We start from the raw sequence: 21,470 nt of genomic DNA, 5'->3' as shown, positions 1-21,470 counted from the left end.
TGATTAAAAAGTGAGCAACTTGATTAGATTCCTCGTTCTTCGGAATGACAAAGTAATAGAGATAAGATTTGAATAAAATTTTTATCGATCTTAATACTTTTGACGAATAATTTATCATCCTGACTAATTAAGGATTTTCATTATGAGATAAGCTCAATGGTTGCAAATAAAAAGTGAGCAATTTGTTTAGATTCCTCCTTCGTCGGAATGACAAAGTAATAGAAATATGATGTGATTAAAAAGTGAGCAACTTGATTAGATTCCTCGTTCTTCGGAATGACAAAGTAATAGAGATAAGATTTGAATAAAAAGTGAGCAACTTGCTTAGATTTCTTCTTCGTCGGAATGACAAAGTATGCTGTAGTTATATGAATTAAGAATTCAATAATGTATAATTTCTATAAGTTTTCCTGAATTAAAAATATAAATGTTTATAAAGTCTTGTTTTTTTGCCCCAGACAGTAGCGGCAGCCCTGATTGAAAAAGCTATATTTTATGGGAGTGGCAAAGCGACCAGAGGAAGCTCTTGCTATGACCTAATAAAATAAAGCTTTTGAATGAAGGCTACAGTGTATGGCTGGATTAGGCCCTAATAACAATAAAAAAGCCAAGAGAGTATCAAGTACTTCTTGGCTTTTTTAGCTTAGAATCTTAGATATTGAAAGTTGATATTTTAATTTATTTGTTTTAAAACTTTGTTAGGATCATAACCAAAAAGTTGGTGTTCCTTTATGATTTCTGAAATACCTGATGGAAGCATAATTTCCCATCCTGGTTTGCCATTATTTATCATATTCAAAACTTCACGGGAGAAAACTTCTAAGATAGAATGATCATAATCATCAATATCCACCACTTTTCCATTGAATTTAAAGAATTTGTATAACTCTTTCATTCTAGGATGTACTTTTAGGGTATCTGATGTAATTATTTCGCCATCTTCACCAATCATTGGATACAAGAAAACTTTCATGTCACGGTAAAACAATTTACCAAAAGCCTCCAATATACCACCACTTAAATGACGGTAATATTTCTCGTCAAATATATCTACTAAGTTATTGACGCCCATGGCGAGTCCCATTCTAGCTTTAGTATAATTAGAGAAATATTCAACTACTTTATAATATTCCTGAAAATTTGAAATCATAACCGTTTGTCCCAAGGAACAGAGTAATTCGGCGCGATCCATAAAATCACGTTCGTCAATTTCACCATCAGATCGGAGGTTAGATAAAGTGATTTCAAAAACGACAAGTGTATTTTCTTTTTCTACTTTATTTTCATTGAGGAACATTTTTAATGATTTTTCATACATGTCCATGTTCACTTTTGTCACGGGACGAAAACTTCCTCTAAACGCTAAAATGTTTTTCTTGTATAAAATGGCTGCGGGAAGAATGTTTTTTCCTTCAGGATTAAACATCACAGCATCCGTCATTCCGTTTTTTACTAACTGCAAACTCATCAAGCGATTGTCAACATCGGCAAAACGGGGTCCTGAGAAATTGATAGTGTCAATCTCTAATTGATCTTTATCTAAATGATCGTATAGATAACGCAATAATCTTTTGGGATCATCGTATTTATAATACGCTCCATAAATTAGATTAACACCAAGAATTCCAAGTGTTTCTTGCTGTAAGCGTACGTCAGTTTCTTTAAAGCGAATGTGGATAATTATTTCGTTATAGGCTTCATCAGGTTCGATTTGGTAACTAATCCCTACCCATCCGTGTCCTTTAAATTGTTTAGCAAAATCGATAGTCGCAACAGTATTGGCATAACTAAAAAACATTTTATTAGGATGTTTTTCTCGACTCAAACGTTGCTCTATTAAATTTACTTCATGGGATAGCATTTTTTTAAGTCGGCTCTCTGTAACGTATCTTCCGTCTTCTTCAATGCCATAAACAGCATCACTAAAATCTTTATCATAAGCAGACATTGCTTTTGCAATGGTGCCGGAAGAACCACCAGCTCTAAAAAAATGTCTTACAGTTTCTTGTCCAGCTCCGATTTCAGCGTAAGTTCCATAAATATTTTCATTTAAATTAATACGGAGTGCTTTGTCTTTTACGGAAGGGATTTGTTCAATGATTCGATCCCCTTTTAATTTTATCTCTGTATCCATTTTTTTTTAATATGGCTAATATGATGCAAAGTTAATGAAATAGCACGCTAAAGAAAGATAAATAATCCTATTTTTGTAAATAAAAACAAGAAAGTTGAAGGTATATTTTTTAGGAACCGGCACCTCACAAGGGATTCCTGTTATAGGCAGTAATCATCCTGTTTGTAAAAGCACTGATTATAAAGATAAAAGATTGCGAGTTTCCGTTTGGATTTCATGGGATGGCTATTCCTGTGTTATTGATTGCGGGCCTGATTTTAGGCAGCAGATGCTTTCATCAAATTGCCCCGCAGTAAATGGAATTTTATTCACCCATGAACATTCAGATCACACCGCTGGAATTGATGATATTAGACCTTTTAACTTTAAGGAAGGTGCCATGCCGATTTATGCACACAGGCGTGTTATTGAGAATTTAAAACACCGCTTTGGATATGTATTTGAAACTGTTAATAAATACCCAGGCGCACCTTCGATTCAAATCAATGAGGTAAGAAACAATCAGCCATTTATCGTAGGAAATAAAACAGTTATTCCTGTAGATGTAATGCATGGAGATCTCCAAGTTTTTGGGTATCGAATTGATGATTTCGCTTACTTAACCGATGTCAAAACTATCGAAAAAGAAGAAATTCTAAAGCTAAAAAATCTAAAAGTCTTGGTAATAAATGCTTTACGCGAAGAGCCTCATAATACACATTTCAATTTGAAAGAAGCGCTAGATTTTATAACTTTGGTGCAACCAGATAAAGCATATCTTACTCATATTAGTCATATTATGGGATTTCATGAAGAAGTTCAAAAAACACTTCCTGATAATGTTTTTCTGGCTTTTGATAACTTAGAAATTGACCTATAATTATTTTCAAAAATGAAAAAATCATTCTTACTTCTTTTATGTGTTCTTGCTTTTCTTTTCACTGTTTTTACCTATATGTTTTTAAGTAAACAAATAAAATATGAGCAGGATAGGTATAAAAAAACAACTACAAAGTTGCGTGATAGCATCACGCTTGTTAAAAACAAATTAACCGATGCCGATTATTTTTCATTACAAAATAATGAAAATGCTCAAAATTATTTTGATGCTTCAAACAGTGCGAAAACAATTAAATATGAAAAATTAATTCCTATTGTAACTGAGAAATTATTAGACTTAAATGCTAATCCAAAAGGGAATCCTTTTACAGGTCAGGATCAAATAGCTGCAAATAAATTTATCATTAATAAAGTGAAGGTTCTGAACCACCGATGGATTATTGCTGATTTTAGCGATGGCGAATATTGGGGTGAAGTGTTACTAAAATACTTTGTAAATGAGGATGAAAGCATTTCTTATGAGGTAATGCAGTCCTTATTATATCAAAAACAAAAATAGTTTTGTGCTGGTATGCAAATCGCAGTTTGCTTCTAATTATGGGAGTAAACTGCGATTTGAATTATTTACTTTTGCTGAGACAACCAATTTTTAAAATCATAAAAATTTTGCGGTGCAACGCCATGACCTATTGGGTATTCCTTGTAGGTTACAGCTATTCCTAAATTCTCAAGTATTGCGGGAGTTTTTCTTGCCCATTCGACAGGTATAACTTGATCTACAGTTCCATGTGAAGCAAATATTTTTAAAGTCGAAAGATTGTTTTTAAGATAATCATCAGTAGCAATATCCAAATTCAAATAACCACTCATTGCAACTACTTTTTGAACTTTTTCTGGATAGGAAAGTGCTACTGCATAACTTAAAATCGAACCTTGGCTAAAACCTACTAAAGAGACATTGTCAACATGAATTGGATATTTTTGAATTAATTCATCGATAAATTTTGCAATTAGATCACGTGAAGTTTTTGCTTGTTCATTATCAGAAAACTTATTTTGATCTGCATCAAAATTGATAGCATACCAGGCATAGCTCCCATATTGCATATCATAAGGAGCGCGCGCTGAAATGATATAATATTCCTCAGGAAGTTCTTCTGCAAAGGAGAACAAGTCAGCTTCATTGCTGCCATAACCGTGAAGTAAAAGTAAAAGTGGGTTTTTATTTAATAGTATTTTAGGTTCCCTGATTTTGTATTCTAATGATAAATTCATTTTTATATATTGATTTGTAATTGTAATGAATCTCTAATTTTCAAGATACGATTATTGGAAAATTACATTGAAATTTAGGATATGTTAGACAGCCATTTTTGATAAAAAGCACCGAGTAATGGAACCGGTTTTGTTTCTCCTTTTATAGCGCTCGTAATTCCGTAGGACCACAATACTAAAATAAAAATCCACATGGGAGCTGATATCATCAAACTATCAAAATGACTAATAATAAGTCCTAATGAAATAAAAGTAAGTGTAATTCCAAGTCCTTGTCTGATATGGAAGGAAGCAAATTTGTTTTTATCTTCAGAATTCATTGACATTGCTATAAAAACTCCAATTCCTAAGATATAACTGGTTATAGCTGCCGTTTTTCCTTTCTCTATACTGTTATCCATTATTTATGATAAAATTAATTGGTTTTGACTCAAAATTCCGTAAACTTTTCCTTGCATTTTTGTTCCTAAAAAAGCAGAATTTTTGGATTTTGACAGAATTGATGTTTTTATAAAAGTGCTTTTTGGTTCAGGGTTAAATAATGTTAAGTTTGCTTTTGAACCTTCATTAATAGTAGTTATTTCGATGCCAAATCTTGATTTTCCAGTCGTCATTTTTTCGATAATGAGATCTAATGTTAAAACGGTCATCAAAGCTCCAAATGCCGATTCTAAACCAATTGTTCCGTTTTTTGCACTATCAAATTCCATTTTTTTATGTTCGATATCAATTGGATTATGATCTGATGTTATCATGTCAATCGTTCCATCCTTTAATCCTTCTATTAAAGCGGCTCTATCGACCTCGGTTCTTAGTGGCGGAGAAACTTTATACCTCGTGTCAAATTCTTCGAGCTTTTCATCAGTTAAAACTAAATGGTGGACAGCAACGCTGCAAGTTACGTTTAATCCTTTCAATTTAGCTTCTCTAATTAATTGAACTGACTTTTCAGTAGAAATTGTTGGTATATGTAATTTTCCACCAGTATATTCGACTAAAAATAGATTTCTTGCAATTTGTAATTCTTCAGCTAGATTTGGAATACCTTTTAATCCGAGTCGAGTAGAAACAATTCCTTCATTAGCCACTCCATTTCCTTTTATGTTTTCGTCTTGTGAAAATGCAATCAGTAGTCCGTCAAAATCCTGAATGTACTGTAATGCAATTTTTAGTAAATTAGCATTGCTCAAGCTTTTATTATAATCGCCAAAAGCAACAGCTCCTGCTTTTTGCATGTCATACAATTCAGCCATATCTTTTCCTGCACTTTCTTTTGTTAAAGCACCAATTGGAAATAATTCAGTTGCGAATCCCGCTGCTTTATTCAAAACAAAATTCACTTGAGATTGATTATCAATAATAGGATAGGAGTTGGGTTGCAAAGCGATAGCAGTAAATCCACTTTTAGCTGCTACAGTAAGTCCATTAGCTATAGTTTCTCGGTCTTCAAAACCTGGTTCACCTAAAGAAACGCTGCTGTCAAACCAACCTTGTGAAACATATAAATTTTCTAATTTGAGCTCATCATAATTTTTAGTATTAGCCAGAGATTCACCTATTTTTTTTATAAAACCATCAACAATTAAAATATCAACCTTTTTATTGTGAAAAGGACTTTTTGAATCGATAATTTTGGCCTCTCTAATGACTAATTTCATGTTTGCTTGTTAATTATTATGAACTATAGTTTTTTATTTTACGAATCTGATAATTGCCATTTCGGTTAATAGAAATAACAGCGCAAAGATAACAAACCATTTCCAGATTTGATTGTCAGTTCGATCAGTTTGTAAAGTGTCAAAAAGAGATTTTATCGATTCGACCGTTTTGTAGTTCGAGAGCGCACTTTCATTGGCTGCAGCCAAATTACTTTCGGTTCGGGCGTAGTTAAAACTGATGTTTTCAATCACTTCTTGCTTATTGAAAATAGTATAATTACCCGCTTTTTCTGGATAATCACTAAAAGTCATTTTTACCTTATTATTTAAAATCTGTTGTAAAGGAATAAATTGCTCCTCCTTATTTTTGACAGTCAAAATAGCATCTTTGCTTACAGATGCTTGGGTAAAGTAAGGATCATTATTTCCAATGATAAGTGCGTTGACACCATTTTTTTGATTAAAAATTGCCATTTTATAAAAAGTGGGAACGATAAGTGGTGATTGTTGAAAATTTGAATTCTCTGTATTTATAGCTGCTGCAAAAACAGCCACTTTCCCTATGGAATTATTAGTCGAAGTCAAAAAGTTAGTTTGATCTTCATAAGACAAAACCGCTGGGTAGGAGCTTGATAAAGAAAAAGATTTATTAATCTTTGGATATTGAAAATTAACTACTTTTTTCTCAAAAACACTGTTGTAAATGGGATGACCAAAATTGATTTTAGTAATGAGTTTTTCTACATTTTCTAATGAATTAAATTTTATGTTTCCAAAATTTGAAACCAATGAATTTAAATTAGTAATAGAACAAAGCGCCGAAGGAATAAAAATCAAATTTCCTCCTTTTTCAACGAAAGATTTCAAGGTAGTGATTAATGCTTGCGGGATTTCATCGAGTTCATTTAATACGATCGCATCTTGTTCTTCTAATTTGTTATAATCTAATGCACTCAGCGTGTAGGAATTAAAATTAAATTCTTCAGAAGTGTAAATTCGGGAAAGGAAAATGTTCTTGGCAGGATCACCAATGGCAATAACATTTGTTTTTTGCACTTTAGAAATGCTAAAATATAAGCTGTTGTCGTAATTTAAACCGTTGTCAGTGATAGAGACATAACCGTGAAAAGCTTGTTTTGGGATGGTAAAATTAATACTCTTTCTTGGCGTGTCAAGCGTGATAGTCGTTTTTGCAATAAGTGAATTATTATTGTACAATGATACTGGTGCAGGATCAGTATCCTCGCCATAATTTGATAATTGAATACTTATTTCGTAAAATTGATCTAAGGTTTTATGAATGTAAACGCTATCAATCGAAATGTTATTGTTTTTTACAGCTTTAGGTATTATAAAAATAGGAGCATCTAATTGATCATTGTTTTGGAATTGTTTGCTTTCTATTCTAATTCCATCTGTTATTACTACAATATCCTTTTTAAAAGGTGTTTTGCGCGCTTTTAATTTAGCTACAATATTGTCCAATTCAAAAGGTATTGCGCTATATTGTAAATTTTGAAGTTCGGCACGAATGGATTTTATATCTGTATTCCAGTAGTTTTCAGAATTGGTAAGCAATGAAAAGTTTACGTTTTCTGGAGTTTCTTCGAGCAAATCTTGAATTGCACGTTTTAGTAATTCACCTTTTTTCCCTTTGGCTTGCATACTAAAAGAATTATCTAATACAATATACAATTCATTGTTTGCGTTCTCACTGTCTTTAGAGTCAAAAAAAGGTTGCGCAAAAGCAACAATAATGCAGGTAAGCAACAATAACCTGCAGGCGAGAAGCAGCCATTTTTTGATTTTAGAACTTTTCCTTGTTTGAATCGTAAGTGCTTTTAAAAACTGTACATTAGTGAAATACTCCTTTTTAAAACGGCGTAATTGAAATAAGTGAACCAAAATTGGAACAAGTAAAGCAAATAAAAAGTATAAAATTTCGGGATTTTTAAAATGCATTCTGAACTGGGATTTACTTCAATTTTTTATTCGAATGAAGTTCTTGGAATTTTATCAGCGAAAATACAAATTTGTTTATAGTTTTTTGATACGAATTTCACTATTTATAAAAAATACAAATTTTCTAAAATTTAATAGCACAAATTCTTTAAGAGTAATTTTTCTTTTTGAAACAAATTATTGCTTGTTTAATTTATTACAATTTGTAATTATCTTTCTTATCAAGTGCAATACTTTTAAAGAAATAACTTTTTAAGTTTGTGTAACAATTTAAAGTGTAATTTAGCTTTTTAGCAAATTTATAATCATGAAAAATTCTCTCTTTCTTTTTTTTTATTTCTGTTTTTGTGTAAACATGCATGCGCAAGACAATAAATTTAATTTATTAATTGGCACATATACAACAAAATGTGATAGCAAAGGAATCTATGTTTATGATTTTGATGCAAAGACAGGGGATTTTAATTATAAAAACGCAACAGAAAATGTAATTAATCCTAGTTATTTGACAGTTTCAAGTGATAATCAATTTGTTTATGCGGTCAATGAAAATGGAACTGAGAGCACGATAAGTTCTTTTAAATTTGACTCAATTACTGGCAAATTAAACTTTTTAAATAAGGAAAACTCACAAGGAGAAGATCCGTGTTATATTATAAATGATAATAAAAATGTGCTAGTTGCTAATTATTCAAGCGGAACCATCGCTGTTTTTGGAAAAAATAGCGACGGAAGTATTACAAAAGCAAAGCAAGTCATTCAGCATCAAAAAAGCACAGTAAATCAAAAGAAACCTAACGCACATCAGGTTATATTTTCACCAGATCAAAAATATGTTTTGGCAAATGATTTAGGGATTGATAAAGTATATTCTTATTCATACAATTGGGATTCAGTTAACGAAATCTTGAAAGTAAAAGATAGTATTGCTACAGAAGTGACAAATGGACCCCGACATTTAACTTTTAGCAAAAACGGAAGGTTTGTTTATCTTTTACAAGAGTTAACTGGAGCGATAACAGTTTTTAGTTATTTAGATGGAGTTTTGAAAAAGATTGATCAAAATACAACTATATCAACAGGTTTTAAAGGAACTATAGGTGCTGCTGATATTCATATTTCACCAGACGGAAAATTTCTATATGCTACAAATCGTGGAAGTGCAAATGATATTTCGATTTTCAGAATTCTTGAGAATGGAAAGTTAAAACTCCAAGGCCGAAATAGCACTTTGGGGGAAGGGCCAAGAAATTTTGCGATAGATCCTACTGGAAATTTTCTTTTAGTAGCGCATCAATACACAAATGATGTAGTGATTTTCAAAAGAAATAAAAAAACTGGAAAACTAACTGACACTAAAAAGAAAATCAATTTATGTTCACCAGTTTGCCTGGTTTTCACTAATACTTAAAATAAAAGTAAACATTTAAAAATCATTCACCAATCACCAATTACCAATTACCGATCACGATTCACGATTTACCAATCGCTATTTATTCTTATCTTTTCTTTTTTTGTCTCTTGTTTTCAACATATTTCTATTCACAGATCCATGCGTTTTTTTCTTGGTTACGCCTGGACCGCCTAAGTTGACTTTTTTATTCTTTTTGCTTTTTTCTTGAAAAGCACCGTCGCCATCTAGTTTTTGTTTTTTCATCAAAAACTTAATGGGTTGTCTGTCTTTTTCAGGTTCAATTAATTTTGATGAGACCTCTACTGTTTCGGGGAACTCCTCAATTGATAACTCCATATTCATCAATACTTCGATTTCAACTTTGTATTCATCTTCTCTTGGGGCGATTAAACTTATAGCAGTTCCTTTGGCGTCAGCGCGACCTGTTCTACCTATTCTATGCATATATAGTTCAGGTAATTCAGGCATTTCAAAATTAACAACATGAGTAATATTAGAAATATCTAAACCTCTTGCCATAATATCAGTAGTGATCAAACCACGCAAATTGCCTTCTTGGAAAGAAGCCATGGTACTCAAACGATAATTCTGTGATTTATTAGAGTGAATCACTCCAAACTGATCTTCAAAATCTTCCTCAATACGCTCTTGAACTAAATCGGCTATTTTTTTATTATTTACAAATACTAAAACACGACTCATGTCCTCGTTTTTATGCAATAAGTGTTTTAATAAATTTATTTTAGTGTTGAAATTCGGCGCTTGATAGGTAATTTGTTTGATATTTTCTAGTGGTGTTCCTGATGCTGAAAGCGTAACTTCTTCAGGATAATCAAAATAATCATTTAAAATAGCATCTACTTCATCAGTCATTGTAGCCGAAAAAAGTATATTTTGACGTTTTTTAGGCATCATGGCCAGAATAGCGGTTAGTTGCGTGCGGAAACCTAAATTTAACATTTCGTCAAATTCATCAATCACTAATTTCTGCATTTCTTCAAACCGAATTACATTATCCAGCGTTAAATCCATTATTCGTCCAGGAGTTCCTACAAGTATATCACATCCCGTGTAAACAACAGTTTTTTGAGTGTTAATATTGACACCTCCAAAAATCCCAACGGTGCGAACCGACATATATTTTGTCAGTTTCTCTACTTCTTCAACTACTTGAACAACTAGTTCACGAGTAGGTACTAGAATGACTATTTTAGGAGTATGTCCAGGAGTAAATTTGTAGAGTTTTAGTAATGGTAGTAAGTAAGCAAATGTTTTACCAGTCCCAGTTTGAGCAATACCCATCATATCTCTTCCTGACATAATTACCGAAAAAGTTTTTTGCTGAATGGGTGTTGGTGTTGTAAATCCTAAATCATCAATTGATTTTTGTACTGATTTTGGAAGATTGAATTGCTCAAAAGTGCTCATAAATTGCTATTTTGTGCAAAGGTACGCTAAAAAAAAGTATTTCAGTATTATGAGCTTTTTAAACGATTTGTCACGTTTTCAAAATCCTTCAAAAATGCCGAGTCCAAATAACGCAAAATCGTACTTTACAGGATCATTAATGTCCAGTTTTCGAAGTTGTAAATCTAGTTCAGCAACCGCTTTTCCGTCATTTTGTTTTCGATTTAATAGTCCTAATTTTCGCGCTACATTGCCAGAATGCACATCAAGCGGACAGGATAAAGCCGCTGGAGATATACTTTTCCAAATCCCTAAATCGACACCTTTATTATCTTGACGAACCATCCACCGCAAATACATATTAATTCGTTTTGCAGCAGAGTTATTTAACGGATCCGACACGTGTTTTTGAGTTCTGTATTGATGCGGAATTTCAAAGAATAATTTCTTGAATTCATGAATACTTTTTTGCATCGATTTAGTCCCGAGACTTCGGGATTGATTTTTACTAAAAACAGCTTCTAATCCACCATGGTTTAAATATATGTTTTTTAAACTTCGAATAAAACTAGCAAAGTCATTTCCGTTGAATGTTCTATGTACAAAAAATTCTAAAGCTTGCAAATCTTTTTCAGAATGTGATCGTACAAAATCGAAGGGAGCATTTCCCATCAATTCGAGCATTTTATACGAGTTTTTGATAATCATTGTACGATTTCCCCAAGCAATAGTGGCACTTAAAAAACCTGCAATTTCAATATCTTCCTTTTGCGTAAAAAGATGTGGAATCTGCACGGGATCAGTTTCTATAAATTCTAGAGTGTTGTATTGAAGAACTTTCTCGTCTAGAAAATCTTTGAGTTCTGAATTAGTCATAATTAAAAATGTCTACGAAATTTTATTTAATAATAATGAAATTGAACTTTGCAGTCAAATTAGAATTTCAAAAAACATAATTGACATTATATCTATCTGAAAACTCCTAATTGCTAATTTGTCCATCAACCATAATTAATTTCCTGTCAGCCATATTAGCCAGCTCTTCATTATGAGTCACAATTACAAAAGTTTGACCTAATTCATCTCTTAATTTAAAAAAAAGTTGGTGTAAATTCTCTGCAGAAGCCGTGTCTAAATTCCCAGACGGTTCATCGGCAAAAATAATTGCTGGTTTATTGATTAATGCTCTTGCTACCGCAACTCGTTGCTGCTCACCGCCAGAAAGCTCATTAGGTTTATGATTGATTCTATGTGATAGCCCAAGATAATCTAATAATTTTTTAGCTTCAAGTTCTGTTTCTTGTTTGGATTTATTAGCAATAAAAGCGGGAATACATACATTTTCTAAAGCGGTAAATTCAGGTAGTAGTTGATGAAACTGAAATATAAAGCCCAAGTTTAAATTTCGAAATTTAGACAAGGTTTTATCATTCATTGTCAAGATATCTTGGTCATTTATCAATAATGAAGTTGTTATCTTTTTTGTATCGTTAATTCCCTTTGGACTTGCAGGACTCGGTTTATCTAATGTTCCTAAGATTTGTAAAAGTGTAGTTTTTCCTGCGCCAGAAGCACCTACTATAGAAACAATTTCGCCTTTAGCAATATGTAAATCAACGCCTTTTAATACGTGCAATTGATCGTAATATTTGTGTAAATTTTTAGTAGATATCATTTTTGACAGTTTATACAAAGAAACAAAGATTTTTTTTAGAATGAATTGCAATAGCTGTTATTTTGCTAAGACAAACTATAAACTTTAGTTAATGACATGCCCTTGGTTTTCTTAAATTTATAACTTTGATCATAAATTAAAAAAAAATGAAAAAATTAATGGGACTTTTTTTTGCACTATTGCCTTTTTTTTCTTGTGCAAAAGATAAGAGTGTAATAATGCCTAAAGTTTTAGAAACAAAAAATATGGAAACAGAAAAAGGAATTGAAGTAGCAACATTTGCTGGAGGATGTTTTTGGTGTACAGAAGCAGTTTTTTTAGAATTAAAAGGAGTTAAAACAGTTGTATCAGGTTATATTGGTGGCAAAACAATTAATCCAACCTACAGCGAGATTGGAACAGGAAATACAGGTCATGCAGAAGCGATTGAAATCACTTTTGATCCCGCAGTAATCAGTTTTGGAGAATTATTGGAAATATTTTTTGCCACACATGATCCAACAACTTTAAACCGTCAAGGTGCTGATGTAGGAACACAATATAGAAGTGAAATTTTTTACCACAATGCAGCTCAAAAGGAATTATCACAAGATTATATTGCTTTAATGACAAGTGAAAATACATTTGGTAAACCAATAGTAACTAAAATTTCTCAAGCACCAACTTTTTATGTGGCTGAAGATTATCACCAAAATTATTACAATCAAAACAAAACTCAAGGATATTGCAGTTATGTAATTACGCCTAAAATTGATAAATTGAAGAAGTTATATCAAAACAAGCTTAAAAAATAACTGGCATCAGATTTGCTAACTAACTGAAAATATTTAATTAATATGATAAAACAATTTCAAGTAGTTAGGATTGATACTAATAAAACCAGAAATTTATTTTTAGGTCTTTTGTTTGATGGCATCGGAATATTGTCTTTTACAATTCCGCTAATTGGGGAGTTTTCAGATGTTATTTGGGCGCCTTTGGCAGGGTTTTTAATGACATGGATGTACAAAGGTACAGTTGGAAAAGTTGGTGGAATTATCACTTTTGTTGAAGAAATATTACCATTTTCTGATTTTATTCCCATATTTACACTTACTTGGATTTACAATTATCTGATAAAAAAACAAAACGCTTCTTAATTGAGGCGTTTTTTATGACTTAAAAAGAAATGTTAATCCTAATCGTTTTAACATCTTTTTCTCAAAATTCCAGAAAAATTTAAATTGACCAAATAGAAATCCAATGGCAACTAAAAGGATTTGATAAATAGGAAATATCAAAAGGAGTCTTACAGGTGTAAACCATAATCCTAAATAGTCATCAGTTATTCCTAACCACAAACAAAATGGCTTTGAGAGCCATGCTGATGCGGAGCCAGTTATTGCAAAGACAATAAAAATTATAGTTAATTGAAAGTTGGTTTTTATTCCCCAACGCTTTTTTAATTTGTTCATCTTTCTAATAATGATTACAAATGTAGTAACATTATCTTATAGGCACATATCCAAAAAGTTTTTGTTTGTAAGTGTTTTGAAAGTAAACCATATAATTATAAATTAAGTAATTCACTTCATAGCCATAATCAGTACTGAAGTCGTAATTGATGGTCATCTCATATAAGTTGGGATTATAACGATTGGGTTGTAGTACTCTACTATTCCATTCTCTTATCCATAATTGATTTTTATTTTCAAGATAACTTTGTGAATGGAAATTTCTCGGCAACGAATTAGAAGCTAACCATGTACTAAATCCTGGATCAATAATAATTACTTCGTATTCAAGTTCTTTATTTTCTATCCTAATAGTATCACTGACGGTTCCTGTTGTTGGAGTTTTATTTGTAATTGTAGAATTAGTAGTAGAACAACCCACAACAAAACAAAGGAAAACCACTATAATAAAATAACTATTTCTCATAATAAATAAATTATAGCATAAATTTACAAATAATAAATGGCTGATTAGTAGAATAGTAAAAAAAAGAGGCTAGCCTTATAACTAACCTCTTTTAAATTTTTTTATAGAAGTATTATTAACTTAATATGCTGATAATTTGCGAAGCTAATTCAGTCCCTATTCGATCCTGAGCTTCTCCCGTTGCAGCTCCAATGTGTGGAGTCAAAGAGATTTTGTGATTCATCAATATCGCCATTTCTGGTTTAGGCTCGCTTTCAAAAACGTCTAAACCAGCAAACAAAACTTTTCCGCTATCCAACGCTTTTACTAATGCTACTTCATCAATGACACCGCCTCGAGCGCAATTTACAATTCCTACACCATCTTTCATGATTGCTAATTCCTTTTCACTAATAATATAACCGTCTTGCGCCGGAACGTGTAAGGTGATAAAATCAGATTCCTTAAATAAAGATTCTAATGATTGTGATACAATGGTAGTTGTAATGGATTGACCATCAAAAAATGCTACTTTTACATCTACTTGCGGGATATAACTGTCAGCAGCAATAACTTTCATACCTAAACCTAAAGCTATTTTAGCAGTAGCTTGTCCAATACGACCAATCCCTACAATACCAAGTGTTTTTCCTCTTAATTCAATTCCATTTGCGTATGCCTTTTTTAATCCATCAAAATTAGTATCGCCTTCTAAAGGCATATTTCTATTAGAATCATGTAAAAAACGAACCCCAGAAAATAGATGAGCAAAAACTAACTCAGCTACTGATTCAGATGAAGAAGCTGGTGTATTTATAACGTGTATTCCTTTGCTTTTAGCATAATCCACATCAATATTATCCATTCCAACACCACCACGACCAATGATTTTTAATCCAGGACATGCATCGATAATATCTTGACGAACTTTAGTAGCGCTTCGCACTAAAACTACAGTTACATCATTTTCATTTATAAAGTTAGCAACTTGTTCTTGTGCTACTTTTGTAGTGATAACTTCAAAACCACCTTTTTCTAAAGCAAGAATTCCACTTTTTGAAATTCCATCATTGGCTAATACTTTCATTGTTTATGTCATTGTGGGGAGCAACTTATCTCAATTTTTTAAGAAAGAAATTGCATCCTCTAGATTAATTTATTTTTTCGCTTACTGGAGCTATTTCCTGCTATTCGTTTCAATTTTTTTATTACTCGCTTGGTCGAGTCATAAAAAGGATTTCTCCCGAAGTATCGCGACAATCGGGGCTAGGAATCTAGAAATATATTATATTTTCAACACTCTTTTCCCCCTCGGGGTTAGGGAGCTTACACCTTAGATTCTAATTCTTTCATAACGTCCACTAATACTTGTACGCTTTTTAGCGGTAAAGCATTATACATTGAAGCTCTATAACCTCCTACAGAACGGTGGCCTGGAAGTCCTGAAATTCCTGCGGCTTTCCACATAGTGTCAAATATAGCAGCATGAGCTTCATCATTTAAAAGGAAAGTAGCATTCATAATAGATCTATCTTCCACAGCAGCAGCTCCTTTAAATAATGGATTTCTATCAATTTCTGCATAAATTAAAGCAGCTTTTTCATTATTGATTTTTTCGATAGCAGTAATTCCACCTTGTTTTTTTAACCATTGCAAAGTCAGTAACGATGCATAAATAGGAAAAACAGCGGGTGTGTTATACATGCTTTCTGCTTTTATATGTTTAACATAATCTAACATACTTGGAATAACTCTCCCGTTTTTACCTAGAATATCTTCTTTAACAATCACTAAAGTAGTTCCGGCTGGTCCCATGTTCTTTTGTGCTCCTGCATAAATGATGTCAAATTTTGAAAAGTCGATCACTCTAGAAAAAATATCTGAACTCATATCGCAAACCATCGGCATCTCTAGCGCTGGAAACTCCTTCATTTGAGTGCCAAAAATAGTATTGTTACTGGTGCAATGAAAGTAATCAGCATCGGCTGGTACCGAATATCCTTTAGGAATATGATTATAGTTTTGCTCTTTTGAGGAGGCAACAACAATAGTTTCGCCAAAAAGTTTCGCTTCTTTTATTGCTCCACTAGCCCATGTTCCCGAGTCTAAATAAGCAGCTTTGCCATTTTCTTTCATTAAATTATAAGGAACCATCAAAAATTCTAAACTTGCTCCACCGGCAAGAAAAAGTGCTTGATATCCTTTTCCCTTTAAATCTAAAAGTTCAAGTGCTAGTTCTCGAGCTTCATCCATAACCGCCACGAAGTCTTTGCTTCTATGAGATATTTCTAAAATGGATAAACCTGAATCATTAAAATCTAAAATGGCTTGTGCTGATTTTTCAAATACTTCTTGTGGTAATATAGAAGGTCCTGCGCTGTAGTTGTGTTTTTTCATGGTTTAGTTTATATCCGAAAATTTAAGAGGCAAATTTCGCAAATAGGACACGAAAAACCGATAAATATTTCGGAAATATTGAACATATTATTACTATGTTGTTAACAAAAACGAAATAGTATCTACATTATCTGCATAATCCCACAATGCAGGTTTTTGAGTTTGCCCAAAATCGATACTATTTTCCATTAAATTATTACTAACAATACATTGTATTTTTTCACTTTCTTCTTTCAATTGATTTTGTAGATTTTCTATATTGTCATAGTTTTCATAAAAAACACTTGAAATTGGTGAAGCGTGACTTTTATCTTCTTTTAAAGTTAAAAATCCGTTGTCAAGCAATTTAAAATTACTCATTAAAAATACTGCTTTGTTATAATCGTAATTGTTAGCATATTTTTCATAATGAATGATGTCTTTATATTCGAAAATCGCTTCAAAAAACGGAACAAAAGAATATTCTTTTGGCACAAAAAGTTTGGAGACATTTCGGCATCCCAAACCAAAATATCTAAATATGTCCTCGCCCAAAGCGGTTAATTGTTCCTTTGTTTCAGTACCATTTAAAACAGCAACGGAGTTTCGACTTTTTCTGATAATAGAAGGTTTATCTTTAAAATAATATTCAAAATATCGTGCGGTATTATTGCTTCCCGTTGCAATAACCATATCAAAATTTTCTAATTTTCCCTCTACAAAATTTATTTTACCAATAAATTCTGGCTCAATAGCGATGATATATTTTGCTAGAAATGGTAATAAATGTTGATCGTTTGATGATGTTTTTACTAAAACATTATTACCAGTGATTAATACTGATAAAAAATCGTGAAAACCTACTAATGGAATATTTCCAGCAAGAATTAAAGCAACATTTATTAGTTTGTTATTTTCCAAATTATATCTAGAAAGCCACTGATTTAAATTTTTTTCTGTCAGCGCTTCAGCCCATGAGTGTATAGAAAAATAAACTTGCTCTTGAGTGTACCAACCATTATGAGATTGGGATAATTTTATTAAATCTATAAAAGGTTCAAAAAATAATTCATTGCATTGAACTGCGGGATTTTTTACGGAATTATTTTCGGAAAACTGACTTAGAAATTTTCCTAATTCAACAAAAACACTTTTTTTTGTTTCTAATGTCATAATGTTTGCTTATGAATTGTTTTGATTGTAATTTTGCACAAAATTAAGCTTTAAATAGTCTAAAGTCAAAAGACTTAAAGCCAAATATGACCTATCGAATTTTTTTTTAATTTGAATAACCAAAATACTACAGAGCAATGGCAATTATAATAACAGACGAATGTATAAATTGTGGTGCCTGCGAACCAGAGTGCCCAAATACAGCGATATACGAAGGAGCAGACGATTGGAGATATAAAGATGGAACTAAACTTAAAGGAAAAGTAGTTTTGCCAGACGGAACAGAAGTTGATTCTGATGAGGCTCAAACACCTATTTCTGATGAGGTTTATTATATTGTACCTGGTAAATGTACAGAGTGTAAAGGCTTTCATGATGAACCACAATGTGCGGCGGTATGCCCTGTAGATTGTTGTGTTCCTGATGACAACCACGTTGAATCAGAAGAAACGTTATTAAATAGACAAGCATTTTTACATAACGAATAAATGCATTATTAAATTTTTTATAAATCCTGTTTGCCTTTGTAGACAGGATTTTTTTATAAAAAAAAATTAAATGTTTCTAGTACTTTTTTAATTCGCTGTAGAAAAATCAGTCTTTAAATAAGAGAAAATCAAAAATCATCTCCCAACATTATTTCATTTTTAAAAAAAAGGGCTGTCTTTCGACAGCCCTTTTTTTTAAAAATGAAATATTTCTATTAGAAATTGAAACCAAGTCTAGCGTAGTAATAGGCACCACTAAAACCCATTTGAACAGCATCCCAATATCCTCCACCTTCAACCCAGTCATCTTGCTGATCAGGGTAAACGTTTAATAAATTGTTAGCTCCAATAGTAATTTTTGCTGCCTTACTAATTTTGTAACCCAAAGTTAAATCAGTGACAATCTTAGCACCATAAGTATCCGTTGCAGCTTTTACTTGATTTGCAAATGATCCATAATCAGCTACATCTTCATCCATTTGATAATCTAATAAATTCACCTCACTAAATCTTGTAAAGGCTAATCCAGCATCAAAAGCTTTTCTATTGTAATTAAAATTTAAACCAAATTTATTGTTTGGAGCAGAAGCTAATAAAAATCCTTTATCACGTTCCCCAAAAAAAGTATTTGCGGGTAATGTTCCATTTTTAACTTTATCAATTTTCATATCATTAATGTTACCCACTAATGTTACTCCAATATTACTTTCGTTAATAGATTTTTTCCATGCTAGCACCACATCAAGTCCCGTAGTTTTAGTATCTACACCATTTACAAAGAATTGTGCCTTATCTACTCCAATACCTAATGCTGTTGCATCAAAGTACCCAGTTAATACAATTCTGTCTTTTACATTGATTAAGTAACCATCAATCGTTGCTGTAAAATCACCGTAATTCGCTGTGAAACCTAAAGATGCATTGATCGCCTTTTCTTCATTCAATTTTTCAATTCCAAAAGATTTGGTAACAGGACTATTATTTGGCGCAAGCAAAACCTCAGTTGCACCAGCTGTACTAAAATTAGTGAAGCGTAAGTTGTAATAAACTTGCGCTAATGAAGGTGCACGAAAACCAGTACTGACTGATCCTCTAATATTAATATTTTTATTAGCTTTTACTCTCATCGCTAATTTACCATTGAATGTACTACCAAAATCACTGTAGTTTTCAAAACGAACAGCGCCACTTACCAGGAAGTTGTCAGTCAAGTCTAATTCAGCATCTGTATATAGAGATAAATTTGTTCTACTTCTATCCACTTCATTAAGTGGACTATAACCTGGGAAACCTTGAGATCCACCTGGTCTTGGAAGAGTCATTGGCGAGTCTGGATCTGCAGCATCATAATCAGGATTAGGAATTGAAGGAATAGTTTGAGTCAGCGGGTTTGTTATTGGCCTTCTATTTATGTCATAAGTGGCATAGGAACCTTCTTCACCTGCAAAAATATTGAATTTCTCTGTTCTAAATTCTGCTCCAAAAGCAAGATTTAATCCGCTAAGTACGGTATCATAATTTTTAGATACATCAAAATTAGTAGTGTTCTGACTTAAACTATGTCCACCAGCGTCAAATTCTGTTGGAGATGCATCTTCAAGAGAGGCGTTTATGGTTCCCTTGGTGTAATAATGAAAAAGGTTTTTACCAAATGTGTTACTAATGTCAATTTTCCACCCACCAGCAGTTTCTGTTCTAAATCCAGCAGCCATTGAATTATCAATAATATTTGAAGTAATTCTTGGCGTATATCCTCCAGGATATATTGATTCTACTACACGTTCGCCATCACCTCTTGTAAATGCATAAGCATCAGTATCTCTAAAATTTCTTCCACCAAAAGCATAAAACTCTGTTTTATCAGAAATGGGAATAACCATATTTCCAAAAAGATTAAAACCTTGGATTGCTGCTTCACCGAAACCTTTTCTAAAATCAAATCCCGGTCTAAAAGTTTTATTTTTGTTTATGTATTCGGTGGTAAAATTAGCAAATCCGCCTTTTTCGCCAATTGCAACACCATAATTTGCTGCAACTTTTACAGATCCTCCATCAAATGATTGGTCTTTACCAAATGTATTTCCATTTCCATTTTTATTTAAACGGTAACCATCAGTATTTGCAGTGCCAGTAGGAAAATCACCTTTAGCATTTGTGTTAAATGCACCATAAGTCACTGAGCCTGTCAGTTCATTTACATCATCGTTCAAAACGATATTAATTACTCCTGCAATTGCGTCTGAGCCGTATTGAGCTGCAGCACCGTCTCTAAGAATTTCAATTCTTTTGATTGAAGCCGCTGGAATAGCGTTTAAATCTGTTCCAGTGTTACCACGACCACGAGTTCCAAAAAGGTTGATAAGTGATGACTGATGTCTTCTCTTTCCGTTGATTAAAACTAAGGTTTGATCTGGTCCTAAACCTCTTAATGATGCAGGATCTACGTGATCTGCTCCATCAGAGCCTGATTGTTTATTGGCATTAAATGAAGGAGCCACATATTGTAACAATTCATTTATTTCTAGTTTGCCGCTTTGAGTAGTTACATCTTTGACACTGATAATATCTATCGGAACTGCTGAGTTTACAACAGTTCTCTTAGTATTTCGTGATCCTACAATTTGAACTTCTTGTAAAACTTGGCCGCCTTCTGAGGATAAAATTACGTTCAGTACTGATCCCGTTACTGCTTTTTCTAAATTAGAAAATCCTACATAACTGAAAATCAATATAGCACCTTCTTTTATTTTTATTCTATAGGCACCATCTGAATCTGTCGAAACTCCATTTAAAGTCCCTTTTTCAATAATATTGACTCCTGGTAACACTGCACCAGTATTGTCTTTTACGTTTCCTGAGACCTCTTTTTGAGCAAAAATAAAGGAGACATTCAACAGAAATAATAGTAAAATAATTTTTTTCATAGTAATTTGGTTTTGATTTTAAATTGAATTTATCAATGCAATATACTATAATTATAACTTTCTCGCAGTAAAGAGAGTGAATTTGATAAAAAAAATGGAATTTGATGAGTAATTGCCTTTGTAGTTGCCAAATCGATAAAATTTGCTTATCTATTTTTTTATTAATCAAAGCATTATTAAGCTAGGCAATAATTCCGTGAATATGCTAACTAGCATTTATTTAATCTTATCTTTGCAAACTTTTAAAAGTAATTATTGTTAACGTG

General features: G+C 32.3%; 20 protein-coding genes. 6 read left to right on the top strand and 14 right to left on the bottom strand.

All coding sequences use genetic code 11. The annotated features are described in order from the left end of the window. Window positions 1–673: 673 nt before the first annotated feature. Window positions 674–2,134 carry a TonB-dependent receptor gene (locus RCH18_RS14005; RefSeq protein WP_326937390.1) on the bottom strand — a complete coding sequence of 487 codons (1,461 nt, stop codon included), beginning with the start codon at window positions 2,132–2,134 and terminating at the stop codon, window positions 674–676. Window positions 2,135–2,228: 94 nt separating this feature from the next. On the opposite strand from RCH18_RS14005, the gene RCH18_RS14000 reads away from it, so the two are divergent. Both RCH18_RS14000 and RCH18_RS13995 read left to right on the top strand, forming a co-directional pair. Next, on the top strand, window positions 2,229–2,993 hold the full coding sequence (locus RCH18_RS14000; RefSeq protein ID WP_326937389.1) for an MBL fold metallo-hydrolase: 765 nt from the start codon (window positions 2,229–2,231) through the stop codon (window positions 2,991–2,993). A gap of 12 nt (window positions 2,994–3,005) precedes the next feature. Beyond that, window positions 3,006–3,512: a hypothetical protein gene (locus RCH18_RS13995; RefSeq protein WP_326937388.1), complete on the top strand. Its 507-nt coding sequence runs from the start codon at window positions 3,006–3,008 to the stop codon at window positions 3,510–3,512. Window positions 3,513–3,577: 65 nt separating this feature from the next. Here RCH18_RS13995 and RCH18_RS13990 read toward each other — a convergent pair whose 3' ends face one another. The 4 genes from RCH18_RS13990 to RCH18_RS13975 all read right to left on the bottom strand — a co-directional run bounded on the left by RCH18_RS13990 (window position 3,578) and on the right by RCH18_RS13975 (window position 7,848). Beyond that, a complete protein-coding gene (locus RCH18_RS13990) occupies window positions 3,578–4,228 on the bottom strand; it encodes an alpha/beta hydrolase (protein WP_326937387.1) in 651 nt (216 codons plus the stop codon). Between the two features lie 74 nt (window positions 4,229–4,302). After that, window positions 4,303–4,629 carry a hypothetical protein gene (locus RCH18_RS13985; RefSeq protein ID WP_326937386.1) on the bottom strand — a complete coding sequence of 109 codons (327 nt, stop codon included), beginning with the start codon at window positions 4,627–4,629 and terminating at the stop codon, window positions 4,303–4,305. A 3-nt stretch (window positions 4,630–4,632) separates the two neighbouring features. Continuing rightward, complete coding sequence (locus tag RCH18_RS13980; protein WP_326937385.1) at window positions 4,633–5,886, bottom strand: dihydroorotase; 1,254 nt, start codon at window positions 5,884–5,886, stop codon at window positions 4,633–4,635. A gap of 33 nt (window positions 5,887–5,919) precedes the next feature. Continuing rightward, on the bottom strand, window positions 5,920–7,848 hold the full coding sequence (locus tag RCH18_RS13975; RefSeq protein WP_326937384.1) for a BatA domain-containing protein: 1,929 nt from the start codon (window positions 7,846–7,848) through the stop codon (window positions 5,920–5,922). Between the two features lie 355 nt (window positions 7,849–8,203). Between RCH18_RS13975 and RCH18_RS13970 the strand changes: the two genes are divergently transcribed. Beyond that, complete coding sequence (locus tag RCH18_RS13970) at window positions 8,204–9,259, top strand: lactonase family protein (protein WP_326937383.1); 1,056 nt, start codon at window positions 8,204–8,206, stop codon at window positions 9,257–9,259. A gap of 78 nt (window positions 9,260–9,337) precedes the next feature. Here the strand turns inward: RCH18_RS13970 and RCH18_RS13965 are convergent, their stop codons facing one another. The 3 genes from RCH18_RS13965 to RCH18_RS13955 all read right to left on the bottom strand — a co-directional run bounded on the left by RCH18_RS13965 (window position 9,338) and on the right by RCH18_RS13955 (window position 12,344). Then, on the bottom strand, window positions 9,338–10,690 hold the full coding sequence (locus tag RCH18_RS13965; RefSeq protein ID WP_326937382.1) for a DEAD/DEAH box helicase: 1,353 nt from the start codon (window positions 10,688–10,690) through the stop codon (window positions 9,338–9,340). Between the two features lie 78 nt (window positions 10,691–10,768). Then, complete coding sequence (locus RCH18_RS13960) at window positions 10,769–11,545, bottom strand: TIGR02757 family protein (RefSeq protein ID WP_326937381.1); 777 nt, start codon at window positions 11,543–11,545, stop codon at window positions 10,769–10,771. A 106-nt stretch (window positions 11,546–11,651) separates the two neighbouring features. Then, the gene (locus RCH18_RS13955; RefSeq protein WP_326937380.1) at window positions 11,652–12,344 is read right to left on the bottom strand and encodes an ABC transporter ATP-binding protein; all 693 of its coding nucleotides are present in this window, start codon (window positions 12,342–12,344) and stop codon (window positions 11,652–11,654) included. Window positions 12,345–12,589: 245 nt separating this feature from the next. Between RCH18_RS13955 and msrA the strand changes: the two genes are divergently transcribed. Both msrA and RCH18_RS13945 read left to right on the top strand, forming a co-directional pair. Continuing rightward, window positions 12,590–13,138, top strand: coding sequence for a peptide-methionine (S)-S-oxide reductase MsrA (gene msrA, locus RCH18_RS13950; RefSeq protein WP_326937391.1), 549 nt, complete (start codon window positions 12,590–12,592; stop codon window positions 13,136–13,138). 42 nt (window positions 13,139–13,180) lie between these two features. Further along, window positions 13,181–13,483 (top strand): hypothetical protein, encoded by a 303-nt coding sequence (locus tag RCH18_RS13945; RefSeq protein ID WP_326937379.1) that lies wholly within the window; start codon window positions 13,181–13,183, stop codon window positions 13,481–13,483. Window positions 13,484–13,495: 12 nt separating this feature from the next. Here the strand turns inward: RCH18_RS13945 and RCH18_RS13940 are convergent, their stop codons facing one another. The 5 genes from RCH18_RS13940 to RCH18_RS13920 form a co-directional block, all read right to left on the bottom strand. Further along, window positions 13,496–13,798: a DUF6787 family protein gene (locus RCH18_RS13940; protein WP_326937378.1), complete on the bottom strand. Its 303-nt coding sequence runs from the start codon at window positions 13,796–13,798 to the stop codon at window positions 13,496–13,498. Between the two features lie 31 nt (window positions 13,799–13,829). Beyond that, window positions 13,830–14,264, bottom strand: a complete 435-nt coding sequence (locus tag RCH18_RS13935; RefSeq protein WP_326937377.1) for a DUF6146 family protein — start codon at window positions 14,262–14,264, stop codon at window positions 13,830–13,832. Window positions 14,265–14,379: 115 nt separating this feature from the next. After that, window positions 14,380–15,330, bottom strand: coding sequence for a D-2-hydroxyacid dehydrogenase (locus RCH18_RS13930; protein ID WP_326937376.1), 951 nt, complete (start codon window positions 15,328–15,330; stop codon window positions 14,380–14,382). A 239-nt stretch (window positions 15,331–15,569) separates the two neighbouring features. Then, window positions 15,570–16,640, bottom strand: coding sequence for a 3-phosphoserine/phosphohydroxythreonine transaminase (serC, locus tag RCH18_RS13925; protein WP_326937375.1), 1,071 nt, complete (start codon window positions 16,638–16,640; stop codon window positions 15,570–15,572). A gap of 93 nt (window positions 16,641–16,733) precedes the next feature. Continuing rightward, on the bottom strand, window positions 16,734–17,792 hold the full coding sequence (locus RCH18_RS13920) for an acyl-CoA reductase (protein WP_326937374.1): 1,059 nt from the start codon (window positions 17,790–17,792) through the stop codon (window positions 16,734–16,736). A 137-nt stretch (window positions 17,793–17,929) separates the two neighbouring features. Between RCH18_RS13920 and RCH18_RS13915 the strand changes: the two genes are divergently transcribed. Beyond that, complete coding sequence (locus RCH18_RS13915; protein ID WP_326937373.1) at window positions 17,930–18,280, top strand: 4Fe-4S dicluster domain-containing protein; 351 nt, start codon at window positions 17,930–17,932, stop codon at window positions 18,278–18,280. Window positions 18,281–18,495: 215 nt separating this feature from the next. Here RCH18_RS13915 and RCH18_RS13910 read toward each other — a convergent pair whose 3' ends face one another. After that, window positions 18,496–21,204: a TonB-dependent receptor gene (locus RCH18_RS13910; RefSeq protein WP_326937372.1), complete on the bottom strand. Its 2,709-nt coding sequence runs from the start codon at window positions 21,202–21,204 to the stop codon at window positions 18,496–18,498. Between the last annotated feature and the right edge of the window lie 266 nt (window positions 21,205–21,470).

It is taken from the genome of Flavobacterium sp. PL11 (genome assembly GCF_035985025.1).
GTDB lineage: Bacteria > Bacteroidota > Bacteroidia > Flavobacteriales > Flavobacteriaceae > Flavobacterium.
The sequence above is the reverse complement of the archived record's forward strand: the minus strand, read 5'-3'. Positions and strand labels throughout refer to the sequence as shown.

Excerpts from the sequence above, each read along its gene's own strand:
- RCH18_RS14005 (WP_326937390.1), bottom strand. The coding sequence starts at position 2,134 with ATGGATACAGAGATAAAATTAAAAGGGGATCGAATCATTGAACAAATC.
- RCH18_RS13995 (WP_326937388.1), top strand. The coding sequence starts at position 3,006 with ATGAAAAAATCATTCTTACTTCTTTTATGTGTTCTTGCTTTTCTTTTC.
- RCH18_RS13990 (WP_326937387.1), bottom strand. The coding sequence starts at position 4,228 with ATGAATTTATCATTAGAATACAAAATCAGGGAACCTAAAATACTATTA.
- RCH18_RS13985 (WP_326937386.1), bottom strand. The coding sequence starts at position 4,629 with ATGGATAACAGTATAGAGAAAGGAAAAACGGCAGCTATAACCAGTTAT.
- RCH18_RS13980 (WP_326937385.1), bottom strand. The coding sequence starts at position 5,886 with ATGAAATTAGTCATTAGAGAGGCCAAAATTATCGATTCAAAAAGTCCT.
- RCH18_RS13975 (WP_326937384.1), bottom strand. The coding sequence starts at position 7,848 with ATGCATTTTAAAAATCCCGAAATTTTATACTTTTTATTTGCTTTACTT.
- RCH18_RS13970 (WP_326937383.1), top strand. The coding sequence starts at position 8,204 with ATGCATGCGCAAGACAATAAATTTAATTTATTAATTGGCACATATACA.
- RCH18_RS13965 (WP_326937382.1), bottom strand. The coding sequence starts at position 10,690 with ATGAGCACTTTTGAGCAATTCAATCTTCCAAAATCAGTACAAAAATCA.
- RCH18_RS13960 (WP_326937381.1), bottom strand. The coding sequence starts at position 11,545 with ATGACTAATTCAGAACTCAAAGATTTTCTAGACGAGAAAGTTCTTCAA.
- RCH18_RS13955 (WP_326937380.1), bottom strand. The coding sequence starts at position 12,344 with ATGATATCTACTAAAAATTTACACAAATATTACGATCAATTGCACGTA.
- msrA (WP_326937391.1), top strand. The coding sequence starts at position 12,590 with ATGGAAACAGAAAAAGGAATTGAAGTAGCAACATTTGCTGGAGGATGT.
- RCH18_RS13945 (WP_326937379.1), top strand. The coding sequence starts at position 13,181 with ATGATAAAACAATTTCAAGTAGTTAGGATTGATACTAATAAAACCAGA.
- RCH18_RS13940 (WP_326937378.1), bottom strand. The coding sequence starts at position 13,798 with ATGAACAAATTAAAAAAGCGTTGGGGAATAAAAACCAACTTTCAATTA.
- RCH18_RS13935 (WP_326937377.1), bottom strand. The coding sequence starts at position 14,264 with ATGAGAAATAGTTATTTTATTATAGTGGTTTTCCTTTGTTTTGTTGTG.
- RCH18_RS13930 (WP_326937376.1), bottom strand. The coding sequence starts at position 15,330 with ATGAAAGTATTAGCCAATGATGGAATTTCAAAAAGTGGAATTCTTGCT.
- serC (WP_326937375.1), bottom strand. The coding sequence starts at position 16,640 with ATGAAAAAACACAACTACAGCGCAGGACCTTCTATATTACCACAAGAA.
- RCH18_RS13920 (WP_326937374.1), bottom strand. The coding sequence starts at position 17,792 with ATGACATTAGAAACAAAAAAAAGTGTTTTTGTTGAATTAGGAAAATTT.
- RCH18_RS13915 (WP_326937373.1), top strand. The coding sequence starts at position 17,930 with ATGGCAATTATAATAACAGACGAATGTATAAATTGTGGTGCCTGCGAA.
- RCH18_RS13910 (WP_326937372.1), bottom strand. The coding sequence starts at position 21,204 with ATGAAAAAAATTATTTTACTATTATTTCTGTTGAATGTCTCCTTTATT.